This window comes from Anaerovorax odorimutans DSM 5092 (assembly GCF_000426305.1).
GTDB lineage: Bacteria > Bacillota > Clostridia > Peptostreptococcales > Anaerovoracaceae > Anaerovorax > Anaerovorax odorimutans.
Genome location: NZ_AUFC01000015.1, coordinates 1 through 21,459, shown reverse-complemented (window position 1 = coordinate 21,459; position 21,459 = coordinate 1). Strand labels below are relative to the sequence as shown.

Genomic DNA, 21,459 nt, shown 5'->3' with positions numbered 1-21,459 from the left:
GTCCAAATTGTCTATCTCTCTGATATCCTATATAACATTCTAATTACTGCCCCGCCCTGTAAACATATCTAGCTGATTAAGTTGATTACTTTTCAAAGATTTCATATTTCGTTCTGTTATTTTATCTTGATCATTTAATTCACTGCATAATAAGGGGGCTTTTGAATTATAATTCCGCATATTATTTATAACTGATTCTGTGCTGTGATTAGCATAGCAATATTTACAATCATTTTTACATGTATTATATAAACCTATATCTATACTTTTTACACAACCACATTGGAGACGCTGATTTTTATCTTTATCAACTGATATAGGACTTTTTATTATTCTTGAAATAAGTTTGTCATCAATACATTTTGCATGAGTAATACCTAAATCCTCAAATGCCATATCTTCTGCACAAGTATCCATCTTTAAGCCATACTCAAAGGCAATTTTTGAAAGATTTTCAGCAATAACCCATTTATCAATTTCAGAAGGTTTGTGTATATCAAGTTTTTTTATATTTCTCATAATCTTTGAATAATAGTCTATGAAACTTATCGTACATTTTTCTGTATAGCCCCTAAGCTGCCTTGCAAGTTTTTCAAAATATTTTATATGATACTCAATAGAGTATTTTGCATTTATAAAAATAGGATCATATCTCCAAATTATTTTTTCTGCACCGATTTTATCTGATAATCTTTTAAATGTATCAATTACTTCTGCTTTTTTAGAGGGAACACTAGCTTCAATATCTTTACCATAGGAATTTAAAGTAAACTGAAAGTAATAATTATATTCATGAAGATTATTCAACTGCTCTATCATAGCTTTTGGATTTTTTGTCCAGAAAACAATGCAATCCACCACATCCGGAGATAAATTTATCTTACTTACTTGATGTATATTCATTGGATTTCTTACTAAAACATATTCTTCTTTAATACGATTCATAAACCATTCAGTATAATATGCAGGGATATCTGTTCTTCTGCTGGCACTTATTATCATTTATTCACACCTTCCCTAACAGATCATAATAATATAAAATCAAGTTAATATATTAATTTATATTTCTCTTTATTTCATTTTCTAAAACTTCAATTGCCCAAAGGGGTATATTTAAAAGCCACTTTTCTTTTTTATAATCTGTCATGGCAGTCCTTACAGAAATTGACGGATTAAATTTTTCATAATAACTTTTTAAACTTTTAGCTTTAAGATTTGTTTCAGCCTTTACTTCAACAGGAACAACCATTTCACCTAAATCTAACAAAAAATCTATTTCCGCATTGCCTCTGTTATTCGTCCAATAATAAGATTCTATTTGTCGTGATGTCTTAAGCTGCTGAAGTACATATTGTTCTGTTAATGCTCCTTTAAATTCTTTAAACAATTCATTCCCACTTAACAAAACAGATTGATTTAACCTTACCATACAAGATAACAATCCAACATCTAACATAAATAATTTAAAAGCCTTTAAATCCTCATACGCTCTAAGTGGTACATTAGGTACAGTAGCTCGGTGTACTTTATGAACAAGCCCACAATCAGTTAACCACAGCATAGCAATTTCATATTCTTTAGCTCTTGCCCCTTCTTTAATTATTCCATATATGAATTTTTTATTTTCTTTAGCCAATTGAGAGGGAATACTGTTCCACAACATTCTAATTCTTGGAATAACTTCTTTACAAAGCAAAAAAATTACTTATCTAATAATTTTAAATATCTCACGACTTACATTTTTTATAATTATTATACCGTTTAATAACCATAATATAAAGAAGCTTAGTTATAACTTTTTATGAAATTTCATGGCAAAGTGATATTTACTATATTATAAAAGGATTTTTAATTATATTTAAATAATCCCTTGAATTCCAAGATATGGAGTAATAAAATAGAATTATATATACAATTATGATAATTCATAAGAGAGGAAGTGGTGATGGTGATTTTTGATTTAGACAAAAAGATGTTAAAAAAATTTTTAGAAAAATTTGATGATGTACCCTTTGCTGTAGATTTTAAAGGAAAAGACAGCTTTACAATTGGCTCAGGAGAACCAGTATTTACGGTTCATGTAAACAAAGAAATAAGCAAAGCAGAGATAATGCGAAGCACATCTCTTGCTTTAGGAGAAGCTTATATGAACAAAGATTTAGAGCTTGATGGGGATTTATTTGCTGCATTAAATATTGCAATGAGCCAGCTTGATAAATTTGCAGTAGATAAGAAAGCTTTGGACAAGTTAATCCATACCTCCACAAAGAAAAGCAATCAGAAAAAAGAGGTATCTTCCCACTATGATATAGGGAATGATTTTTACAAACTTTGGTTAGATGAAACTTTAAGTTATTCTTGCGGCTATTTCAAAAATGAATCCGATTCTCTTTATGATGCTCAAGTAAATAAAGTTCATCATATTTTATCTAAGCTAAATCTTAAAGAAGGTATGAGTCTTTTAGATATAGGCTGTGGATGGGGTTATCTTTTAATTGAAGCCGCAAAAAAATATAAAATTCATGGTCTTGGTATTACATTAAGTGAAGAGCAAGCTAAAGAATTTCAGCATAGAATTGAAGCTGAAGGATTACAAGATTATCTAGAAGTCAAATTAATGGACTACAGAGATTTAAAATCATCAAAATTAACTTTTGATCGTGTAGTCAGTGTCGGTATGTTAGAACATGTTGGAAGAGCAAATTATAATTTATTTATGGAATGTGTAAATAAAGTGTTAAAACAAGAAGGCTTATTCCTTTTACATTTTATTGGATGCAGAAAAGAAACAGCTGGGGATCCTTGGATTAAAAAATATATCTTCCCTGGTGGAACTCTGCCAAGTCTTCGTGAAATTATAGATATATCATATGACTATAATAATTATACTTTAGATGTTGAAAGTCTGCGCTGTCACTATGCTAAAACGTTGCTTTGCTGGTATAATAATTTTCAAAATAAGAAAGATGAAGTACGAAAAATGTTCGACGAACCTTTTGTCCGTATGTGGGAACTGTATCTTTGCTCCTGTGCGGCTTCCTTTAACGTGGGTATGATTGATCTTCATCAAATTTTATTTTCAAAGGGAGCAACAAACTGTTTGCCTTTAACAAGAGAATATATGTATAAATAATATAATTTTAATACAATAAAAAATCAGAACCACATCATAAAATATGTTACAAGTTCTGATTTTTTATTTGAGCAATATTAATCTTCTTTTATATTTTCTTGCGGATATCCTTCAAGCATAGTTATAGTTTTGAACAAGTCTCCATCTATCTTAATTTCAAACCAGCCGTTTTGAAGTTTTACTAAATCTTTTGCAATTGCAAGACCAAGTCCGCTTCCTTCTGTAGTTCTTGATTCATCACCACGCTTAAAGCGCTCCATCAGTTCATCTGCTCCAATATTTAATTCATTTTTAGAAATATTTTTTATCTCCATAACTACCATTAATGAATTTTGAGCAACTGTTTTCTTATCCTTTATATCTATATATACCCTTGAACCTTCCTGCGCATACTTTAATACATTTCCAAGTAAGTTTTCTAGTACTCTCCAAAGTAATTGCCCATCTGCACGAACATAATATTTTTCCTTCTCAGAATTTACTTTAATCTCTAAATTGGAAGCTTGAATCTTATCAGACATCTCTCCCAATCCTTGATTTATAAGCGACAGTATTTCAATTTTTTCAAAATTTACAGGAATAGCACCGCTTGAAGCCTTTGCCGCATCAAACAAGTCCTCTGTTAATTTTTTTAATCTCTGACTTTTTTGATCTAATATATCTAAGTATTTGGGTGCATCCTCACAAGTCAAACCTTCTTTTTTAAGTAAATCCACATAAGTAATAATTGACGTTAAAGGAGTCTTTAAATCGTGAGAGACATTAGAAATAAGGTCTGTTTTTAATCTTTGATTTTTAAGTTCATTTTGAATTGCTAAATTTGAGGCAGCCGATATTTCATTAATCCCTTTTGCAAGCTCAGAAAGTTCATCATTGCCATCTATAGGTATTTTATAAGTTAAATTTCCATTCTTAACTTCATCCACACCTTTTTTAATCTCTTCATACTTCTTAACCCATTTCGGAGCAAAGATCAATACAAGAACAATCATAAGAGGTGCAAAGAATACAGTCGCCGACAGTATGCAAAGAGCTAATGTAATAATTACAACTTTACGCATAAGACTTCCGCCATTATATATCTCCTTAATCCCTCTCCAAATTCCTTTAACGCATTTATATATAATAGAATTTTTTAAGAAATTCCCAGCCTTTATTGTTCTTACACAAGATAGAATAAACCATAAACCTACAAGAGAAATAACAAAGCCCATAATGCCTGCTAAAATAGTAGGAAACATAATTCCATCATGCCAGGTAATTGAGTTAAATGGATAATAATCATCATTATAAAAAGTGTCGTAAACGTAATTTAAAAAGGCATCTCCACCGAAGCCCAAGGAAATTCCTATTATAACTATTTGAATTTCTGTAAACAAACCATCAATTTTATATAAACTGCGTTTTCCTGTTTCATCTTTTCGTCCTGTAATTGCTATTAAATATATAAACAGAAGCAATGTTAAAATACTGCAAATTGCAATAATTGGGATTACTTTAGTAATTTCATGTTTAGCATTATCAAATTGAATCTGCTTTTCAGCGATAAATTTATCATCATAAGATAAATAAACAATAAGTTTATCATTTAATTCACTATCTAAAATATTTTTAAGTTGAATATCACTACTTATTCCCAACTTGTTATTTACTTTAGGTGTTTTTTTAAACTCACCATTTACATAACTTAAATAACCTTCTTTACCATTAAATACATTTGCATCAAAATCATTAGAAACATTGGATATATTATAAGTTCCATCTGATACATAATAAGTAAATCCATTTAAATAGTTTAAGTCATTTTTCAACCTTTTAAAAGATTGAAGATCTTTTTTTATTATCACTTCTTTAATTTTATTTATTTCTTCACTATGTTCTTCTTTAAAGGCATTTGCAATGCTAGGGTCATCATAATCTCTACTATAGTTATCATGGTAATCATTTCCTTCTATATATATAGTATCTATATCATAGTAATCGTCATCATAGTTTAACTCATAATCATATTGTCCCTCATAAAACAAACTTCTAGTAGCTTGTTCCAGTTCATTTTTTCCAATGGTTTTACCGCTTTTTATATATTCTTCACTTTTATAATGATGTATTAAATTTAAAATTTTATTTAATTTTTCATTAAAATCATTTTGGAAACTCATGCTTTCTTTATAATTATCAGATAAAAGTATGTCTTCAACGTCTGCAACAGAATTACCAACCAAGAAAGTAGACCTTCCCATAAAAGCCATACCTATAATTGTAGTTATAAATAAGGCTGCACAAAGAATAAACGCTGTTATTCTAACTGCTATATTATTATTAAATTTTTTCAATTTTATATCCAATTCCCCATACCACCTTTAAATATCTAGGATCCTTTGGGTTGATTTCAATCTTTTCCCTAATCCTTCTTACATGAACAGCAACAGTATTTTCAGGATTATACGAAGGTTCATTCCAAACCGCTTCATATATTTGATCCATAGAAAACACTTTGCCTACGTTTTCTGTTAATAATTTTAAAATTCCGTACTCAATTGGTGTGACAACTACTTGCTCACCATCTAAAGTTATGGTTTTAGCTTCGTCATCTACCTCAAGTCCCCCTGTTCTGAAAACCCCTGTTTTTTTCTCTAAACTCCCAAGATTAACATATCTTCTCAGCTGCGATTTAACTCTTGCAATCAGTTCCAGCGGATTAAAAGGCTTTGTAATATAATCATCTGCACCAACATTAAGACCTGTAATTTTATCGTAGTCTTCAGATTTTGCAGAAAGAATTATAATTGGAATGTTTTTATCTTCACGAATTTTCATAGTAGTCCTCATTCCATCTAAATTAGGCATCATAATATCTATCAATATTAAATGTATATTTTCTTTTTTCAAAACATCAAGAGCCTGAATTCCGTCATATGCCTTATATATGTCATACCCTTCATTTTTTAAGTATACTTCTATTGCATCAACAATTTCTTTATCATCATCGCATACTAAGATATTCATAAAGTAAATCTCCTTCCATATAATGCTACCCTCCCTTGCTTTTATAATACACTTACTAAAGTTATCACTTTACAAGTAAGATAATACATTACAATTCTTAATAATTTATTAATATAATTCTTAACAAATTATTACAAATTCTTTTTATATTAAACACACTTTCATCTATTTGCTTACATCTTTTTTTCATAATAGTTATAGAAAAATATAGATAAGCCTCCATGAGCTGCCATTGCAGCTGCCATCAATAACATAATGTATAATTCAACATCCATAATCAAAAGAGTGAATATAATAAAGGAATATACAAGTAACATTGCATAATTAGTTTTTTCTGCGGCTTTTTGTCTAATTATCATATTCCTTTCATCTCTCATTTCTCTATTCTTTTTTTCATTTACCTCCGGGTATTTTGATTTTAATAATACCTCTGATGTATTAGTTACAGAAAGTTGTAATAATATAATTCCTAATGCTCCAATAACAGCTCCTAACAAATCCGGTGTATTCATATATTTCTCCATATATAATCCTAAAATTAACATTAATAATCCAATTAAGCAACCTAATATAGAACCTGTTAATCCAACGCTTTTTTTATTCATAATTATTCCTCCTCATAGATAAAAATTTCTTCAACAGGAACTCGAAACATAGCGGCTAATTTAAAAGCTAGTATAAGAGATGGATTATATCTCTCCTTCTCAATAGAAATTATAGTTTGCCTTGAAACCTCCATCTTTTCTGCGAGCTCTTCTTGAGTAATTCCATAATTTTTTCTTAATTCTTCTAATTTGTTTTTCAAACTAGATTCCTCCATTTACTAAGAACCTATTCCTTATTATTGTTTTAAGCAATACAATTCTGTTATTATTCATGTAAAGTTAACTTTACATGAATAATAACACATAAAAAAAAGGATGTAAAGCTAACTTTACATCCTTTTTTAAATATACTGATTTAAAATTCTAAATTTATACTAAGAGCAAATCACTGCTGTACCCGACACTGTAACCATTAGCATACCATTATTAGAACCTAAAACTTCGTAGTCAACATCAACACCAACTACAGCATTAGCGCCAAGTGCCACAGCACGTTTTTCCATTTCTCTTAAAGCGCCCTCTCTTGCGTTTATTAATTCAGATTCATAAGTATTGGACCTTCCTCCAAAGAAATTTGATAAGCCTGCAACCATATCCTTAACAAAATCTACCCCTGAAATAACTTCACCGAAAACGATTCCCTTATATTCTTCTATTTCTTTTCCTTCTATTTTGGGTGTTGTAGTAATAATCATTTTAATCTCCTTTTCCTTAATTAATTGTATTTGTTATTTGTTACTATTAATAATGTCACATTTGTAATTAACTGTAAAGTCATATATTGCGTATTTCAATTTTTTTCAATTAAACATTAGGTTTTTACCAGTAGGCAGAACTCAGAACTAGCAGTCATATAACTAATAAACAAGAAAGTAGTAAGCACAAAAGATTCAATAAAAAACAAACAAATAGACGTATGATCCTTAATCGAGAAAAAATTATATACGGCTATATTAAAATTTAATACTTTTTATTATTTAATATTTTAATTTTTATACTACTTTAGCTTCTTCTTCCATATTATTTAATTCTCTATTGATTTTTATTCCTAAAACCAATGTTACAATTGTTGACAACAAGTCTGCTATTGCTTGAGCAAATAATATTCCATCTAAACCTATTATACTTGGTAATATAAGAATGATAGGTATTAAAAATATACCTTGCCTACCAAGACTTAATAAAGTACCTTCTCTTGCCTTTCCCAACGATAAGAATAATGCCATATATATCATTTGAATTCCAAAAGTAGGAAACATAATACTATAAGCTGTTAAAGCTCTTGCGCCTATATCAAGTACTCTTGAATCATTACTAAAAATATCTATAATCGGTTTTGCGAATACAATTTGAGAAGCTGCTACAACTAAACAAAAAATGGTGCTCCATTTAAGTGAAATAGATACAGACTCTTTTAGCCTAATATAGTTTTTAGCGCCATAATTATATCCTGCAATTGGCTGGAATCCTTTTGAAAATCCAAAAATAACATAACTGCCTATTGCAAAAGTTCTATTTACAATTCCCATAGCAGCAACTTCCGCATCTCCATAAGAAGCAGCACCTGAATTAATTAAACTCATAGACACACTAGAAAGTATTTGAAAAATAAGATTTGGAATACCTATTTTTAATACTTCAAATAAAATTTCTTTTGAGAAATTAACATGTAAAAACGAAATTTTAACAATACTGTTTTTACTCGAAAAATATATAATAATAATAGTCGTTGTTACGATTTGTGATATAACTGTAGCTATTGCCGCACCTCTTATTCCAAATTCAAAACCATATATAAAAATAGGGTCTAAAACTATATTTAATCCTGCACCTATAAGAAGTGAGTACATACTAAAAGCAGCTGAACCTTCAGCTCTTAAAATATTTACCATTGTAATATTTATAATATTGAATATAGATCCTGATATAAAGATTATCGAATATGCCTTAGCATAAGGCATTATAGTCTCTGTTGCTCCAAGAGCTCTTAAAAGTGGATCTATAAAATATAATGATGGAATAATAACCAATATCCCTAAAATCAAAGTTCCCACTACTGATATTGAAGCTGTATTGTTTGCCTTTTCTAAATTGCCCTCTCCTAAAAGTCTCGAAATATATGATGCTGCCCCATTTCCCATAGTTAAGCCAAGTCCCGCAATCATCATCAATATGGGAAAGGCTACAGAAGCAGCACCCATAGCACTCGTTCCTAAACCGCCAACGAAAATACTATCTACAAAATTATATATTGCTGTTATTACCATTCCAATAATAGCAGGTATACCAAATTTCAATAAAGCCTTTGATATTTTTTCTTCACTCATAATTTTAATTTTATCGTCCATATATATCTCTCCTCATCTATTTAATTTAACTTTCAAGTGGATTTTCTAAATCTTTATTTTTTATTATCATTAAAAACTATAATTTGTTAAAAATTTTCAATTAAATAATTCCTCCTTTTTAAAATTGAACTATTGTTCAATTTTGTTTAAAAAAAATATTATTAAAAAAACTAGTCAAATAAAACTAGTTGTTCCATAAAAATATTGTTTATATAATAAATTCATAATCTTTACTGACCAATCATCATTTTTATAATGTCTCGCGATTTCAAATATCCCTTCCATAAAATTGCTCGCTAAAATATGATAGAATAAATCATCCATTTCATCTATTCTTTTTTCTTTTTTTCCCTCTAATTGTTTCTTTATATGATTTTGTGTCATATTTATAATTTCTTCTTTTGCTTTTTCATATTTTGTACCATTGCTTTTATCTATCAGTATAACTAATTCTTCTCTATAATTTTTTAATAAATATAATAACATTTTTAATTCTTCATCTATAAAATCATTAAACGAAATATCATTTTCTTCTCGACTTTTATTTAATAATATTTTCATTTTTAGAAATACAGGCGATAAAATTGCATTAAATAATTCTTCCTTATTTTTAAAATAACTGTATATTAAACCTAAAGATATATCTGCATTTTTAGCAATATCTCTAAGCTTTGCAGAATTATAATCTCTTTTATAAAATTCTTCTTTAGCACTTAATATTATTTTTTCTTTAATATCTTCTTTTAATACTTGACTCATAGTAACCCTCTTTATAATATTGAACTATCGTTCATTATATGCGTCTTATAATTTTTTGTCAAGTATTTAATTGATTAGATGTAATCCTTTATATTAAAAATTAGGAATAGCCACAAAATTAATGTAGGATATTCCTATAGTCTGTATTTTCTTTTTTAAGTTTTAATATTTTTTATTTTTTGTACAATATCATACGGATTATTGGTTTCCATAAATTGTGACATAAGACAAACTCCAAAAACACCTTTTTCAAATGTCAAATATGCATTATCTGCATTAATACCACCGATAGCATAAACGGGAATATTTGAAAATTTGCATATCGAAGATAAAAATTCTAAACCTCTGGGAGGTAAATCCTTTTTACAATCTGTTTCAAAAATATGTCCGGCTATAATATATTCAGTGCTATATTTTTCTGCTTTTTCAGCTTCTTTTATATTATGAATTGATGTACCTATAACTTCATAATTTTTAATAATATTATGATTGTTTATCAAAATATGCAGCGGCAAATGTATCTTTTTATGATTTAGTTTCTCTGCAACATTGATAAAAGAATGAAGAATACATTCTGTATTATTCTTTTGACAAATATGGATAACTTTTTCAGCAACAATAAAATATTCTCTCTCTGATAAATCTTTCTCTCTTAAAACTATTTTATCTACACCTGATGATGCAACCATTTCGATTTGCTTAAAAAAATCGCCCCTGCATAATTTACGATTTGTTACACAGATTACTTCTTTATACATAAATATAATCACTCATAACCGGTTGAAGACCACTTTTAAGAATTGCATTATATACTTCATCAACACCTCTCCCATCAGAGATCTCAAACTGTCCATCACCTTTTACTTTATTGTTTTCTACATTATGACTGCCTATGTCTACTTTTACACCGGCGGATATCTTTGTTGCTGCAATTTTTATAATATTATTTCTAAAACCCTCTCGTTCACGGGTGGAAATCGTAATACTTGCAAAAGGCATAAAAATTCTGTAAGCACAAATAACCTGTAAAAGCTGACGTTCATGTACATCTCTTGGATTAATTCTCTCATTATTTATAATAGGGCGCAAACGTGGACAGGAAAAAGATATTTCTGCGTGAGGATATTTTTTTTGTAGAAGATAACCATGCATGCCTGTTGCAAATGCGTCCTTTCTAAAATCATCAAGTCCCAAAAGTGCTGCAAGACCTACACCTCGCATACCACCCATAAGTGCTCTCTCTTGAGTATTAAAACGATAAGGAAAAATCCTTTTGTGCCCTTTTAGGTGTAATGTCTCATATTTCTCCGAATTATACGTCTCCTGGAATACCGTAACATAGTCAACTCCGCACTGATGAAGATATGCATATTCATCAGTGTTCATAGGATACACTTCAATTCCTACGACTTTAAAATATTTCCGTGCAATTTTACAAGCTTCTCCTATATATTTAACATCAGATTTATGACGGCTTTCACCCGTTAGAATTAATATTTCCTGCAAGCCCGTTTTCGCTATGGCTTTCATTTCATTTTCAATTTCTTCAGCATTTAAACAAGAACGGCTAATTTTATTTTTACAGTTGAAACCACAGTATACACAATAATTTTCACAGTAATTTGAAATATAAAGTGGTGTAAACATACTAATTGAATTTCCAAAATGTTTATTTGTTTCAGCTTTAGCACGCTTAGCTATTTCTTCAAGATAATTCAATGCTACAGGTGAAAGTAAAGCTGCAAAATCTTCAGAAGCTAGTACATCTTTTTGCAATGCATATTTTACATCTGCATCAGTATATTTATTTTCATCATAATTATCTCTGCAATTTATGACATTATCCATAATTTCAGATTGTATGATTTCCATATCTGAAAGATACGTCATATGATCAATTTTTTCTTCCATTATAATTCCTCCTTAATCACGTAAAAATCCTGTAATAGGAGATGATGCTGCACTACCCTCGTTAAGAATTCTTCCAAGACCTGATAAGTATGCAGTTCGCCCTGATTCTATGGCTTTCTTAAAAGCTTCAGCCATTTTAGGAACATTTCCTGCTGTAGCTATAGCAGTATTTGCCATAACTGCTGCGGCACCCATTTCCATAGCTTCACAAGCTTGTGAAGGTCTTCCTATTCCTGCATCTACGATAACAGGTAAATCTACTTCATCAATAATAATTTTAATAAATTCTTTTGTGCAAAGTCCCTTGTTAGTTCCAATAGGCGCTCCAAGAGGCATTATAGCAGCAGCTCCTGCATTTTTTAAATCACGGGCAACATTGAGATCAGGATACATATAAGGCATTACAACAAATCCTTCTTTTGCAAGTATTTCTGTGGCTTTAATTGTCTGTTCATTATCAGGAAGAAGATATTTTGTATCTCTTATTATTTCAATCTTAACAAAGTCTCCACATCCAAGCTCTCTTGAAATACGTGCTATTCTAACAGCCTCTTCTGAATTACGGGCACCTGAGGTATTTGGAAGCAGGGTTATATTTTTAGGTATGTAATCCAAAATATTTGCTACCTTTCCTCCTGCTGCACGTCTTAAGGCTAGTGTAATCATTTCAGCACCGGCATTTTCAATAGCGGCTTTAATTAAATCCAGCGAGTATTTCCCTGATCCAAGAATAAAACGTGATTTAAATTCATGTCCACCTATTATAAGTTTATCTTTGTCATTATTCATTATATTTTCTCCTTAAAAATTTATATATTATCGTATCCCAAAATAAGTCTTAATATCATATTTGCCTGATGCCCTGCACAAATGGATACCCTTGGTGCCATAAGGCCCCTTCCTTCTTTTGCTTCTGTTTTTCCATCTCCGCAAATATAAAAATTTCCATTTATTTTTTTCGTAATTATAGAATTTGAACTGTCAAAACCTGCCATACCTGAAGAAGCTACAATTTTTTTGTTTGTAAACTGAGTAAGAATCCCATTTACAAGTGTTGCCTTTGCTTTAGGGTCATCAAAAGCTTCACATATAATAAAATCTTCTTTAAAAAGCTCATAAATATTACTTTTATTTACTTGTACATTATGAGTAATTATTTTTACAAATGGATTAATTTGTAATATTTCTTCCTTTAACGCATCAGTTTTATACATTCCCAAATGATTTATCATATATTGCTGACGGTTTAAATTGCTAGGTTCCACCACATCAAAATCTATAAGATGAAGTATCCCAACTCCCGTCCTAGCAAGGGAGACGGCAATATGTGAACCAAGACCTCCAAGACCTGCAACAGCAACTCTTGAATTTTGTATCTTTTCATGTATTTTAGGTGTATGTCTAGCAAAAAGCATAGCAGAAAGTTCTTCTTTTTCAGGCATTTTATTTTTGTCTATAAGAAAAATTTCATCATTTTCCTTTATGCTTCTGTCAGACTTTAATTGAAAGCTATTAATTATCACTGTTGTATTTTCAAATTTTTTAAACAAGCTATCACATAACTGATAAACAGAATTACATTCTGTTTCTGTTAATTTACCATTTAACTTGATCTTCATATCAACCACCACCTACAAAATTAACAATTTCAATAATATCTTCTGACTCTATAACTTTTTCATTGTATTGCGATTTTGGAATAATATCTCCATTACATTCAACAGCTATATAGTCCAAATTAAATTTATGAGTGTCAAGATACTGTAATATTGTAGTTCCCTGTAAAAGCTCAATTACTATACCATTAATTTTAGCCATAAAAACACCCCCTTTTTAAGCATAAAATAAATTATAAAATCAAATAACTAATTACATTTAATAATCTAAATTTTATGGTTTATTAATTTGCTTTAGCTATATGATGTTACTAATTAATACCATAAAGAGATTTTTGAAAAACAAAAAAGGTCACACGAAATCACGCACCGATGGTGGTACGCCCCTTCGTGTGACCTTGAATAATCAACACTCTAAAAAAATATTATCAAATATAAAGTATTTTGTCAATGATTGTGGATTGAAAAATTAAAGCGATAATAAAACTATCTTAAATCTCTCATTAATGTTCAACTAAAAACTTATCCTTATTTTAGGATTTTAACTATTATTTCTAAAATGTCTTTCTGTTTTTCAACATCCTGTTCTATAATAAGGTCATAGCATTTTAAAGCTATTTCATTCTTACTTTTATCACTTTGGATTATATTTGCAAATAGTTCCTCTAAAGGCAGTTCTAATGCTCTTGATATTTTTTCAATACTTTCAATAGTAGGATTTTTTTCACCACGCTCAAGTTGTCCAATATACGTTGGATGAACCCCTGCTAATTCAGCTAGAATTTCTTGACTCATCTTCGCTTTTCGTCTATAACTTCTTAATCTTTCACCAATTATTTTTGAAATGTTGTCCATCTTTATATCTCCTCATAGCATCTATACTACAAGTATCTAAAATAATTTAAGGTTTAACTAAATATTATCAGTAATTATTATTGTCTTATTAGAATAATCAATGAAAGAAGAATATATCAAATTTACCAAATGGAAAAATTGGATTAGAAGGTGAGTATTATGGATGCTTATACAAAACTACTATTTCATCGTAAGATACCAGCATTAATATTATATTAGTAAGATGACTTTTTTGAGATGTAATTCAATAATCCAGCTTTACTATGGATTACAAACACTACAAGGAGTATAACCTTGATTTATTGCCTCCGATTTGGATATTGATATTTTACTTTGCCTTAGATATCGGCAACCATCTCTATGATATTTGCTGCCAGTTTTAGTAATATAAACAGTAAGTTCATTATTTTGACTTTGAGTTGACCCTTCTTTAACTATATCTTCCGTTTTCTGCGATTCTGCAGGCGCTTCCTGAACTGTTGACTGTGGTACTGCTTCCTTAGCCACTGCCGAATCCTTTTCAGCATCCGCTTCCTTAGAAACTTGTAAACTTTTTTCAACGTCCGCCGATGTTTTAAGTCCATTAATTTTATTTTCAGCTTCTGTTAAAAGTGATAACTTAGTTACTAATATCTTTTGTTCTGAAGTTAAATTTTCGTACTCACCTCTTAATTCTTTAATATCTTCCGACTTATCTAAAGATATAAGGTTAATATCTCCTAATGCCGCTATCTTTTTATCTAAGGTTACGGCTATTTCTTCATTATTTGAAAATGTGTGCTTTGTATCCGTTGATGTTTTATATTTTTCTACTTCAGGATTGTCAATAGTTGCAGAAAATAATATAAGAAATACTATGAATCCTATTCCAAAATATTTTAATACTCTCTTTCTTGTCCTTTTTTCTTCTAACCCCCATCTAATAACAAACGAGGGTTTAATTATCCCTAAAATTAAACATCCTAATGATAAAACTAATAGTAAGAAAAAAAATGTATTCATACAAAGCCCTCCTTAATTATCTTATAGAACTCAGATTATTTATTTTTTATGTTTACAATTTAGTAGTATAACTTAAAAAGCAGCTTCAATTAGCTTTATTAATTGTTTATAGAAATAAGTATTTTTTCATTATAAAAGCACCATTTTTGAGGCTTTTTATTTTTTCTATCTCATAGTATATTCATACTTTGTTCCATCTAAATCAAATGTAAGCTTTGCTGGATTTTCAGATTCTGCCACTTCTTGAGGACAATCTATTAAAAAATGAACTCCCAATGCAGTTAATGGTGCAATATCCGTAATATTTGCATATGTAAATCCAGTGCTTGAATTTTCCGGCACTATTTGCCCGCTATATTTATAGCCATTATTATAATCTAATTCTACAGACATAATATTATCACAAGACAGATTTTGTTTTTGAACGTTCTTAACATCTGTGTCAATATCAACATATACTTTACCTGATTCTGCCGCATAATGTGTATAAAAACTTGATGTATCATCTGGTAGTACGTCATATGAAAATTGTATATTATTAATAGTTATTTCACACTTTTCATTACTGATAACATCACCAATTGCCAGCTTTTTTACTTCATCTTTTTTTACACCCGAATTTCCATCAGATGAACCGCTATTTGAGTCACATCCAGTAATTGAGAATAACATAGCTGCAACAATTAAACATATAAATATTTTTCTTTTCATAACAACCCTTCCTACTTATATTTATTATTTTACTTATTACATAATTTTGTTGATATAATTCAACGTTTTTTAACTACAACAATGATATAACAATTAATATAATTATTATATATTATATTTTATATGTATTTTCAAACCGATTTAAACAAGTTTCGACAAAATATCCTACAATTCTGCATTTTATTACTTTTGAACTCTTTAAACCATATAACTTATATTGTGTGTAATTAATAGTAACATTCTATCCTTATAATCCATAATTTATTTTTAGGTATACTTTCGTATATTTCTAACAAGTTCAGTTATTAATTTTATAAAATTATAACAATCCATTGCATTTTATTATATTTAGGTATACAATATAATAAAGTTTAGGTTCGCCTAAATACTATCTATCATTATTATTGTCTTATTAGAATAATTACTGAAAAGAAGAAGATATCAAATTTACCAAATGGAAAAATTGGATTAGAAGGTGAGTATTATGGATGCTTATACAAAACAACTCTTTCGTCGTAAGATACCAACATTAATATTAATTGCAATTGTTCTACTAGTCAGTTGGCTTGCAAAGTCCATTACTGCATAATATTTTTGTATTAGATATATTGTTGTAAATTTTGATGGAGACTTATAAAAAATATAATAAGATAATCGATTTTGTAACCTTTAAAGCAATACGCATAAATTAGTTTAGATAGACTTTATTTCCCACCCTTAACTAAAATAGATATTTACAAAACTTTAACTGCTTTATATTTATAAATATAGGCATATAATACACCAAATTTAGGTATTCCTAATATCAGGAGGATATATCATGACACCAAATAAAGAAGATTATTTAAAAATCATCTATAAATTAGGAGGTTTTGAAAAGCTTGTTAATAATAAAAAAATTGCAGAAGCATTACAAATTGCCCCTGCTTCTGTTACAGAAATGCTTGGGAAACTAAAACGTGAAAATTTGATTCATTACGAAGCATACAAAGGATCATGCTTGACACAAAAAGGGATGAATATTGCTATAACAATGATACGCGGTCACCGCCTTTGGGAAGTATTTCTTATTCGTCATCTGGGCTATTCGTGGAGTGAAGCCCATGAAGATGCAGAGCTTCTAGAGCATATAACACCATCGCGTTTAACGGTAAGACTTGATAAATTTCTTAATTATCCAGCTTACTGTCCTCACGGCAGTGCAATTCCTAACCCTGATGGGGAAATATATCAAACACCCTTGTATCCTCTTACGATGCTGCCTTTAAACAAAACATCTTACATAAGACGTGTAACTGAAGAAAAAGAGCTATTAGATTATTTGCAAGAAACAGGAATCGCCATTGGCAGCTTGGTTCAAGTTACTGAAATAGGCGCCTACGAAGGTCCTCTAACCCTTAATCTTGAAGGTAAACTTATTCAAATAAGTTATAAAGCTGCCTGTCATATTTATGTAGATGAAACTCCTCAAACCTAATTTTAATATTTTTAGAGAGTTTTTCAGAAATCAAGAATTCTCTAATTGTTATAGAATATCACTTTTAATAAAGTGATATTTTTGTATTTATTAGTATTTAAACTAAAGATATTCACACCTTATATTATTCAATACACAAAAATTCTTTCCATCGCCGTAAATCTCTTTTCCCTTGCTCATATCCCTGTTTATAGCTTTCAGACAATTTCTTAAAATTAATTTCACGATTTGATATAGGCATATAATCAGGATAAACAAGAAAGGCTTTTCCTTCTCTTTCCAATTCCTCAAGTTCTTCAAGAGTTTGATTATACACAATGTAACGTTTAAAAATGGCTTCCGCTACAAAAGGATATTTTCTGTAATATGCCTTGAATGGACCCTTAAACTTAACCGGCTTTTTTCTATACCCTTTAGGACGGGTTAAAACAACAAAGAACTTTTTCATTCCATCCTTTTTCGCAATATCAAGGGCAATACCGCCACCAAGCCCACCATCAATAAAAAAGTGGTTTTTATAAGAAGTAGGAGGCATAAAAATGGGCATAGACGATGAAGAACGAACAATTTTCATCAAGTCTTCTATGTTATCCATGTCTTCCTTTTTATAATATATAATCTCTCCCGTATCTCGATCGAAAGCCCCTACACGAAGCTTTGCAGGATTTGCATGAAACGTTTGAAAATCAAAAGGCAACGGTGCATCTGGATATGGTGTTTCTTCATAAAGATACTTTGAACGAAAAAAACCCTCTCCTCTGAAAAAAGATTTCCATCCGCCAAAATTAGGATCTAAAACCAAGTCCACAAAAGATCGCCTTGAACGTTCTATATCTCTGGACAAATAATTGACACTATGACTGGAACCTGCTGAAATTCCTGCTACATAATCAAAATATATCTCACTTTCCAAAAGATTATTTAAAAATCCTGCCGTATAGCTGGCTCTCATACCACCACCCTCAAAAATAAGGGCTGTATCTTTGATGTTGTTAGTAATCTCCAATTTATCATCTCCCTATTATATTAGCAGCAGTTTTAAAATCTGATATATCAAATCACATTATTTTAATAATGACCATATGATTTAATTCCTTATCGTAATTCTAGTTTAATTATGAAAATCACTACTTTTTTGTCGGAATCATCATATCCTTTTTAGTTTTTCTCGCTGTTTTAATATATAATCATTAGAAATTTCCCACATATATCCATTATATGGCTGTCTTAAAACTAAATCAATTAATTTCTGTATTTTAAATTTAAATAATCGAACATTTAAATTTAATCTATTTAGCAATTTCTAACTGAAAATTATTATTTTTATACTTTTGTTAAAATATTATTTTTGTCGACGTCTAACCCTTCCACCTGAAGCAAATCCGCCAGTCTTATTTTTGCTCTATCAGATTCTCACGGTTCTCTTTTTTCCTTACATAAAATTATTACATCCATATTCTTATTTTTCTAAAATGAATTTATATCTTTGACATTCCTGAAATGTCATCTTGTCCACCATAACATGATACACTAAAAAGAGAATCTATATTTATTAAATTAAAAATTGTAAAGGAGTACATTATTATGGAAAGTATACTATTACAGCTTTATAATGGAGAAATTTTTCCTGCTGAACAATTCCGTCCCAAAATGGAAGAATACGTAAAAATGAGAAAGGAACATTATCATAATTATGAAGATTTTACTAAAAAATTGAAGGAACTGGATCCAGCATTGTATGGACAGTTTATCAAGATAATGGATGAACAATTTTGTGAAATTCCACTTGAAATATCAGAAATGTTCATTGATGGCTTTAAATTAGGAGCAAAGATGATGATTGAAGTCTTACAAAACAAAACTGAGGATAAGTAGAATTTTGAAAATCTATGCCAATCTAATGTAAAATAATTTGTAAGAATAACAAAATAGCTTTTTATGACAAAATTAAAATTCATAAAAAGCTCTTTAATAATAATATAATAATGGTTATTCTTTTCTAAGCGTATAAATAGACTACTTAAAAATAAAAGAATATAAAACAATTTATATCACTACAAACTCAAATATAGTAACTTTCATGAATCTGCCGCATATCCTATTCCCTAAATCATCAACATAAATTACAGCTATAATAAAGATTATATCAGTATACGTTTACTACTGTTATAAAAATTATTAATTCTCAAAGTTTCATATTTAGACTCCATTATGTAAGAATTGTGGGACTTTTGGTTACTATTCTCACTGACACCTAAAAAGTATTTTCTAAACAACTTTGTGCGTAAATCAGATTATGGTGTTTTTATACTACATCAACTATTAAACTTTATAAAAAAAATTTTAAATATGTATATTTGATTCTATCATTTAATCCTTTTTCCCATAGATCTGTACAGAACCCATTGAAAGTTTTGCCATACCAGAAAATATATTATCCTTTACCTCTCCTGTAACAAAAGCTCTGAAATTACCTATAGGTGTTTTAATTTTTGTAACAAATTCAATTGTGTTTCCCTTTACTTTACCATTTGCTATTTTAGATACTCCTGTAGGATATTCCAGCGTTCCTTTTAATAATTCACCTTCAACAACCAGTATCATTTTACCTTTCCCTACTCCTCTAGGAGTTTTAACCTGAACCTTGTACGTCCCTGCTACTGACATAACCAGCTCTCCTTTCTTGTTTGGAATAACACTTAAATTTCGATTTATGTAGTGATTCCAGATGTAATTAAGTCTTATGTAGTATACCGTTCTTACATATTATTATTTTTTGATGGATTCTATGAGTTTATATAATTATAATTTCTTAACTACTAATATCTATAACATTAATACCCTTTTCCTTTGCATACCTAACTGTTTGCACAACACCACCCATCTGGTATATCTGCTCACAAATGCAATAAATTGATCTATCAATCATAAAACGATCACATTTTTTCATACAGTCGATGCTATATTCTTCAGAAACGTAAATAACCTCATCTGCTTCCAAAAGTAAACTATTATAAAGCCTTTTTTGCTCTGTATTCCAAATCTCTTCTTGATTTTCATACGGCAAAGCAAATATCAATCGAACATTGTTTCCCATTTCTCTTTTTGCAATAATTAACGATACAGCTATCTGATCAAATCCCAAAGTGCCACTTGATATAAAATCTGTTACGCCTTGTCTTATAAGTTTGTCAATCTCTTGATTTAGTCGTTTCACTATGTATTTAATTTTTTCTTTTGGTAATCTACGATGTCCTACGAAACAACATGTTTGATTTTTGTTTGTTATCATTTAAATGCACCTCCAAATTCAGGAGTTATTATAACTCTACTTTAACTCTATTTCTGCATTATATCAAAAAATAAGTCTAAAATAAAGTTATTATGAATTCTTTGGAGGTTTATAACATGAATAAAAATAACATTAAACATTTTGGACTTAGGGTAGATGGTGAAATATTGGCTAAATTTAGATATGTTTGTGATTATGTTGGACGTTCTGCAAACAGCCAAATTATTCAATTAATGCTAAAATTTATTGCAGACTATGAAAAAGAACACGGCAAAATTGAACTCCCAGATAAAAAAGAAAAATAAATTTTTCAATTATTGTAAAAATCCTTATCCTTTAATAAAAAATATCTTTTCATATTATGTTACATAATACTCTATACATAATTTTGACTCCGCCCTCTTGTCAATACTATTTTTAATATAAATAACTCAACTTTCCCACTAGGGAAATGTTAATGCACCTTGAAAAATGAATATGAATCTGCTTTAGGATATATAAAAAAGTCCTAATTTTTGATATAATGGAAATAACGACAAACCCATAAATATCAAAGAAAGTAGGACTTTTTATGAATTCCATTATAGCAGAAAATTTACGCACTGAACAGACTGTAAACTCTAGAATCGACTTGTTTTTTTCTAAGATAGGAATATCTGAACTTTTAAAACAGTCAAATTTTTATAAGGAATCAGGAATTCCATGTGTTATTGTATTGAAAACAATATTTACTTTAGTTTTTAC

24 protein-coding genes are annotated in these 21,459 nt (G+C 29.4%); 4 read left to right on the top strand and 20 right to left on the bottom strand.

Translation table 11 applies throughout. From position 1 onward, the window contains the following. Nucleotides 1–39: 39 nt before the first annotated feature. Both K292_RS0106675 and K292_RS16270 read right to left on the bottom strand, forming a co-directional pair. Complete coding sequence (locus K292_RS0106675) at nucleotides 40–1,002, bottom strand: DUF1848 domain-containing protein (RefSeq protein WP_027399188.1); 963 nt, start codon at nucleotides 1,000–1,002, stop codon at nucleotides 40–42. Between the two features lie 52 nt (nucleotides 1,003–1,054). Continuing rightward, the gene (locus K292_RS16270) at nucleotides 1,055–1,696 is read right to left on the bottom strand and encodes a DUF4143 domain-containing protein (protein ID WP_330364930.1); all 642 of its coding nucleotides are present in this window, start codon (nucleotides 1,694–1,696) and stop codon (nucleotides 1,055–1,057) included. Between the two features lie 249 nt (nucleotides 1,697–1,945). Here K292_RS16270 and K292_RS0106665 point away from each other — a divergent pair, with 249 nt between their 5' ends. Beyond that, nucleotides 1,946–3,133, top strand: a complete 1,188-nt coding sequence (locus tag K292_RS0106665) for an SAM-dependent methyltransferase (protein ID WP_037372727.1) — start codon at nucleotides 1,946–1,948, stop codon at nucleotides 3,131–3,133. A gap of 77 nt (nucleotides 3,134–3,210) precedes the next feature. Here K292_RS0106665 and K292_RS17790 read toward each other — a convergent pair whose 3' ends face one another. The 15 genes from K292_RS17790 to K292_RS0106590 form a co-directional block, all read right to left on the bottom strand. Continuing rightward, nucleotides 3,211–5,478: a HAMP domain-containing sensor histidine kinase gene (locus tag K292_RS17790; RefSeq protein WP_027399186.1), complete on the bottom strand. Its 2,268-nt coding sequence runs from the start codon at nucleotides 5,476–5,478 to the stop codon at nucleotides 3,211–3,213. Beyond that, nucleotides 5,453–6,139 (bottom strand): response regulator transcription factor, encoded by a 687-nt coding sequence (locus K292_RS0106655; RefSeq protein WP_027399185.1) that lies wholly within the window; start codon nucleotides 6,137–6,139, stop codon nucleotides 5,453–5,455. The genes K292_RS17790 and K292_RS0106655 overlap by 26 nt, the downstream gene beginning before the upstream one ends. A gap of 173 nt (nucleotides 6,140–6,312) precedes the next feature. Further along, nucleotides 6,313–6,744 carry a hypothetical protein gene (locus K292_RS17785; RefSeq protein ID WP_051280446.1) on the bottom strand — a complete coding sequence of 144 codons (432 nt, stop codon included), beginning with the start codon at nucleotides 6,742–6,744 and terminating at the stop codon, nucleotides 6,313–6,315. A 2-nt stretch (nucleotides 6,745–6,746) separates the two neighbouring features. Further along, nucleotides 6,747–6,944 (bottom strand): helix-turn-helix transcriptional regulator, encoded by a 198-nt coding sequence (locus K292_RS0106645; RefSeq protein WP_027399184.1) that lies wholly within the window; start codon nucleotides 6,942–6,944, stop codon nucleotides 6,747–6,749. A gap of 174 nt (nucleotides 6,945–7,118) precedes the next feature. Next, nucleotides 7,119–7,439, bottom strand: coding sequence for a putative heavy metal-binding protein (locus tag K292_RS0106640; RefSeq protein WP_027399183.1), 321 nt, complete (start codon nucleotides 7,437–7,439; stop codon nucleotides 7,119–7,121). Nucleotides 7,440–7,736: 297 nt separating this feature from the next. After that, nucleotides 7,737–9,092, bottom strand: a complete 1,356-nt coding sequence (locus K292_RS0106635; protein ID WP_027399182.1) for an MATE family efflux transporter — start codon at nucleotides 9,090–9,092, stop codon at nucleotides 7,737–7,739. Between the two features lie 174 nt (nucleotides 9,093–9,266). Continuing rightward, nucleotides 9,267–9,851: a TetR/AcrR family transcriptional regulator gene (locus K292_RS0106630; RefSeq protein ID WP_027399181.1), complete on the bottom strand. Its 585-nt coding sequence runs from the start codon at nucleotides 9,849–9,851 to the stop codon at nucleotides 9,267–9,269. Between the two features lie 155 nt (nucleotides 9,852–10,006). Continuing rightward, nucleotides 10,007–10,609: a thiamine phosphate synthase gene (locus tag K292_RS0106625; protein ID WP_027399180.1), complete on the bottom strand. Its 603-nt coding sequence runs from the start codon at nucleotides 10,607–10,609 to the stop codon at nucleotides 10,007–10,009. Next, on the bottom strand, nucleotides 10,602–11,762 hold the full coding sequence (thiH, locus tag K292_RS0106620) for a 2-iminoacetate synthase ThiH (protein ID WP_027399179.1): 1,161 nt from the start codon (nucleotides 11,760–11,762) through the stop codon (nucleotides 10,602–10,604). Before thiH ends, K292_RS0106625 begins: the two co-directional genes overlap by 8 nt. 12 nt (nucleotides 11,763–11,774) lie before the next feature. After that, complete coding sequence (locus K292_RS0106615; RefSeq protein ID WP_027399178.1) at nucleotides 11,775–12,551, bottom strand: thiazole synthase; 777 nt, start codon at nucleotides 12,549–12,551, stop codon at nucleotides 11,775–11,777. Between the two features lie 20 nt (nucleotides 12,552–12,571). Continuing rightward, on the bottom strand, nucleotides 12,572–13,381 hold the full coding sequence (thiF, locus tag K292_RS0106610; protein WP_027399177.1) for a sulfur carrier protein ThiS adenylyltransferase ThiF: 810 nt from the start codon (nucleotides 13,379–13,381) through the stop codon (nucleotides 12,572–12,574). 1 nt (nucleotide 13,382) lies between these two features. Beyond that, nucleotides 13,383–13,580 (bottom strand): sulfur carrier protein ThiS, encoded by a 198-nt coding sequence (gene thiS / locus K292_RS0106605; RefSeq protein WP_027399176.1) that lies wholly within the window; start codon nucleotides 13,578–13,580, stop codon nucleotides 13,383–13,385. A gap of 326 nt (nucleotides 13,581–13,906) precedes the next feature. After that, nucleotides 13,907–14,233, bottom strand: coding sequence for a helix-turn-helix domain-containing protein (locus K292_RS0106600; protein WP_027399175.1), 327 nt, complete (start codon nucleotides 14,231–14,233; stop codon nucleotides 13,907–13,909). 261 nt (nucleotides 14,234–14,494) lie between these two features. Beyond that, nucleotides 14,495–15,235: a hypothetical protein gene (locus K292_RS18550; RefSeq protein WP_027399174.1), complete on the bottom strand. Its 741-nt coding sequence runs from the start codon at nucleotides 15,233–15,235 to the stop codon at nucleotides 14,495–14,497. A 165-nt stretch (nucleotides 15,236–15,400) separates the two neighbouring features. Further along, nucleotides 15,401–15,946, bottom strand: a complete 546-nt coding sequence (locus K292_RS0106590; RefSeq protein ID WP_027399173.1) for a hypothetical protein — start codon at nucleotides 15,944–15,946, stop codon at nucleotides 15,401–15,403. Between the two features lie 820 nt (nucleotides 15,947–16,766). Between K292_RS0106590 and K292_RS0106580 the strand changes: the two genes are divergently transcribed. Further along, entirely contained in the window at nucleotides 16,767–17,423 is a 657-nt protein-coding gene (locus K292_RS0106580) for a metal-dependent transcriptional regulator (protein ID WP_027399172.1), read from the top strand. Nucleotides 17,424–17,547: 124 nt separating this feature from the next. Here K292_RS0106580 and K292_RS0106575 read toward each other — a convergent pair whose 3' ends face one another. Next, the gene (locus tag K292_RS0106575) at nucleotides 17,548–18,429 is read right to left on the bottom strand and encodes a patatin-like phospholipase family protein (protein WP_027399171.1); all 882 of its coding nucleotides are present in this window, start codon (nucleotides 18,427–18,429) and stop codon (nucleotides 17,548–17,550) included. A 578-nt stretch (nucleotides 18,430–19,007) separates the two neighbouring features. On the opposite strand from K292_RS0106575, the gene K292_RS0106570 reads away from it, so the two are divergent. Beyond that, the gene (locus K292_RS0106570; protein ID WP_027399170.1) at nucleotides 19,008–19,298 is read left to right on the top strand and encodes a DUF6809 family protein; all 291 of its coding nucleotides are present in this window, start codon (nucleotides 19,008–19,010) and stop codon (nucleotides 19,296–19,298) included. A gap of 495 nt (nucleotides 19,299–19,793) precedes the next feature. Here K292_RS0106570 and K292_RS16255 read toward each other — a convergent pair whose 3' ends face one another. Next, nucleotides 19,794–20,090, bottom strand: coding sequence for a hypothetical protein (locus K292_RS16255; RefSeq protein WP_037372726.1), 297 nt, complete (start codon nucleotides 20,088–20,090; stop codon nucleotides 19,794–19,796). 145 nt (nucleotides 20,091–20,235) lie between these two features. Continuing rightward, nucleotides 20,236–20,715, bottom strand: coding sequence for an SLOG family protein (locus K292_RS16250; protein WP_051280444.1), 480 nt, complete (start codon nucleotides 20,713–20,715; stop codon nucleotides 20,236–20,238). Between the two features lie 116 nt (nucleotides 20,716–20,831). Here K292_RS16250 and K292_RS0106555 point away from each other — a divergent pair, with 116 nt between their 5' ends. Next, nucleotides 20,832–21,020, top strand: coding sequence for an Arc family DNA-binding protein (locus tag K292_RS0106555; protein ID WP_027399169.1), 189 nt, complete (start codon nucleotides 20,832–20,834; stop codon nucleotides 21,018–21,020). Nucleotides 21,021–21,459: the final 439 nt, after the last annotated feature.

Bases quoted from the DNA above. Each gene is read 5' to 3' on its own strand.
- K292_RS0106640 (WP_027399183.1), bottom strand. From the start codon at position 7,439: ATGATTATTACTACAACACCCAAAATAGAAGGAAAAGAAATAGAAGAA.
- K292_RS0106635 (WP_027399182.1), bottom strand. From the start codon at position 9,092: ATGGACGATAAAATTAAAATTATGAGTGAAGAAAAAATATCAAAGGCT.
- K292_RS16250 (WP_051280444.1), bottom strand. From the start codon at position 20,715: ATGATAACAAACAAAAATCAAACATGTTGTTTCGTAGGACATCGTAGA.
- thiH (WP_027399179.1), bottom strand. From the start codon at position 11,762: ATGGAAGAAAAAATTGATCATATGACGTATCTTTCAGATATGGAAATC.
- K292_RS0106570 (WP_027399170.1), top strand. From the start codon at position 19,008: ATGGAAAGTATACTATTACAGCTTTATAATGGAGAAATTTTTCCTGCT.
- K292_RS0106625 (WP_027399180.1), bottom strand. From the start codon at position 10,609: ATGTATAAAGAAGTAATCTGTGTAACAAATCGTAAATTATGCAGGGGC.
- K292_RS0106600 (WP_027399175.1), bottom strand. From the start codon at position 14,233: ATGGACAACATTTCAAAAATAATTGGTGAAAGATTAAGAAGTTATAGA.
- thiS (WP_027399176.1), bottom strand. From the start codon at position 13,580: ATGGCTAAAATTAATGGTATAGTAATTGAGCTTTTACAGGGAACTACA.
- K292_RS0106590 (WP_027399173.1), bottom strand. From the start codon at position 15,946: ATGAAAAGAAAAATATTTATATGTTTAATTGTTGCAGCTATGTTATTC.
- K292_RS0106630 (WP_027399181.1), bottom strand. From the start codon at position 9,851: ATGAGTCAAGTATTAAAAGAAGATATTAAAGAAAAAATAATATTAAGT.
- K292_RS16255 (WP_037372726.1), bottom strand. From the start codon at position 20,090: ATGTCAGTAGCAGGGACGTACAAGGTTCAGGTTAAAACTCCTAGAGGA.
- K292_RS0106655 (WP_027399185.1), bottom strand. From the start codon at position 6,139: ATGAATATCTTAGTATGCGATGATGATAAAGAAATTGTTGATGCAATA.
- K292_RS17785 (WP_051280446.1), bottom strand. From the start codon at position 6,744: ATGAATAAAAAAAGCGTTGGATTAACAGGTTCTATATTAGGTTGCTTA.
- K292_RS0106580 (WP_027399172.1), top strand. From the start codon at position 16,767: ATGACACCAAATAAAGAAGATTATTTAAAAATCATCTATAAATTAGGA.
- thiF (WP_027399177.1), bottom strand. From the start codon at position 13,381: ATGAAGATCAAGTTAAATGGTAAATTAACAGAAACAGAATGTAATTCT.
- K292_RS0106555 (WP_027399169.1), top strand. From the start codon at position 20,832: ATGAATAAAAATAACATTAAACATTTTGGACTTAGGGTAGATGGTGAA.
- K292_RS0106665 (WP_037372727.1), top strand. From the start codon at position 1,946: ATGGTGATTTTTGATTTAGACAAAAAGATGTTAAAAAAATTTTTAGAA.
- K292_RS0106615 (WP_027399178.1), bottom strand. From the start codon at position 12,551: ATGAATAATGACAAAGATAAACTTATAATAGGTGGACATGAATTTAAA.
- K292_RS0106675 (WP_027399188.1), bottom strand. From the start codon at position 1,002: ATGATAATAAGTGCCAGCAGAAGAACAGATATCCCTGCATATTATACT.
- K292_RS18550 (WP_027399174.1), bottom strand. From the start codon at position 15,235: ATGAATACATTTTTTTTCTTACTATTAGTTTTATCATTAGGATGTTTA.